We start from the raw sequence: 2060 nt of genomic DNA, 5'->3' as shown, positions 1-2060 counted from the left end.
AGAGCGCAAGCTAAATGAGTTTTTCCTGTTCCAGGAGTGCCTACAAACACGGCATTTTCTTTCTGACGGATAAAGGAGAGGCTAGTCAATTCATCTTTAGTCGTCGAATTTGGCAATTGGATATGCTCATGCCACTCATAGTTGTCCAACGTTCGCTGAACGGGGATCTTTGCCTGTTTAAAGAGACGCATAGTCTTTAGTTTCTCCCGGCACTTTAACTCATTTTCCAACAAAAATATCAGCCAATCTTCCTTGGTGTCTGAGGTATTTGACTCCACAGCTTGTGGTATATGTGATAAGTGGAGCTGTTTACAAATTTCTTCTAATCGAGCTTTAGCCATTAATTGTCAACCTCCCAACCAGCGGTTAGAAAATTATCATAACTTCCCCAATCAATAGCGTAAGCATCATCTGGGTCTTCCAAAGCACCAATCAGCTCGTAGAAGTTGCGGTCAATTCCTAACATGTCTTTTGTAATCAATAATCCTAACAGTTGATTCAAGCGCTTGTCTTGTTCTTTCCAATCCGTATGACTCAAGTAAAGTTTGATCCGCTCAGGCAAATATTTCCAATAGCGGGAATAATGCATCGCTCGCGGTTTCCGCCGCCAATCAAGTAGAACTGCTTGCCAGTCAATGGCTCTAGATTTCATCATATAGGGTCGAAGACCCTCTGTGATGATTTCACCGTCTGTGCTAATGAGCTGATAAGAATCAAAGCGAAGCAGTGCATAAATCACTGAATGATTTCGTGCACGAGGAACGTGGACCCGCTCATTGTCTAGCTTGATTTTATTGTATTTATTTGCTTTTACTTCTATTTCCTTAAATACCGGATAATCTGTTTCAGGTAGCGCCAAGAGATCCGTTTTCTCTTCAAGCCAAAGTTCATTAATCACAACATATTTCTCATAATGTACCCGCTCACGATCTTGAGCTAGTTGAGAAGCTAAGGAGTCATTAAAACTGGCAAAGTCAGTCATAATCGGTGTTGCAGAAAAGAAATTGTAACGAACATAGCCTACTTTGTTTTCTACACTGCCTTTTTCATTGCCGCTTCGCGGGTTGCACACTTGGGTCTCAAATCCATAGTGGGTAGCGAATTGCAGAAAACCGTCAGTTAACACTGCAGGTTCTAGCCTTGATTTCGTTTGGATAACAGCCGTTGACATATTGTCAATTCGAATTTTACGCGGCACACCGCCTGCTTGGTGAAACAGCTCTTTCATGCCTTCTAAAAGACATTCTTGATTTTCCGCCGGGAGTGTTACTGCAAAGCCTGCATTACTAAAAGGAAAACTCATCACTAAAACTTTGACATCCTTGAAGGCTCCGTCATGACAAACTTCCATTGTACCAAAGTCGAGTTGCGCTTCAGCCGGAGGATGCTCTAAACGTTCAAACCCATGGTCTTCATTATCTTCAAGATAATGAGTAGCTTTCCAATCTTGGATAAAAGCACAAACTGTTCGATAGGATCCAGGGAAGCCTTCTGCCTTGAGGTCCAGGGTCATAGCTTCAGCTGTACGTCTTTTTTTCTTGGGGAATTTTGCGTCTTCAGAAAGCCAAAGGGCAACGATACCACCCCATTTTTCGACATACATCATACCAGTTTTTTTACGAATTTTTGATCGTGGGATCAGATCTTCGTCGGCATATTTTTTGGCGGTGCGCCAATTGATATCCAGCTCCTCTGCAATATGATTAATGGATTTATCGTGATTATTCCGTAGATTTCTGATAGTATTGATATCGGTCATTGTGAGCATACCTTTCTTACCTCCAGTTACAGTGTCGAGACTATAACTTTAGAGGAATTTCAGGTCGCTCGCAATGGCCTTTTTATTCTACGCTGATTGCTAAGTTGTGTACTTTTGCGTTGCAATTGTATGTACCTTTATCTTGCCACAAACAGTTGGTTATCTAGCGGCTAAGGATAGCTGTAAGCGTCAGATAGTAAGGTGTATTAAAAGCCCATCAATCCTCCTGTATACTTAAGGATGATTGATGGGCGTGCTTTTTTTATTAATAGTTAGCTTGGCACTTTCTTTGAACTTCCTG

General features: G+C 41.7%; 2 protein-coding genes. Both read right to left on the bottom strand.

Annotated elements, in window-relative coordinates; all coding sequences use genetic code 11:
* Window positions 1-341, bottom strand: a 341-nt coding sequence (locus KQI58_RS22310) for an ATP-binding protein (protein WP_216411130.1), incomplete at its 3' end; no start/stop codon positions are given.
* Complete coding sequence (gene istA, locus KQI58_RS22305) at window positions 341-1768, bottom strand: IS21 family transposase (protein WP_216411129.1); 1428 nt, start codon at window positions 1766-1768, stop codon at window positions 341-343. The genes istA and KQI58_RS22310, both read right to left, overlap by 1 nt.
* Window positions 1769-2060 lie beyond the last annotated feature (292 nt).

The organism is Enterococcus raffinosus (assembly GCF_018917525.1).
Classification (GTDB): Bacteria; Bacillota; Bacilli; order Lactobacillales; family Enterococcaceae; genus Enterococcus_A; species Enterococcus_A raffinosus_A.
Note: the sequence above shows the minus strand (reverse complement) of the source record. Positions and strands in the feature narration are given on the sequence as shown.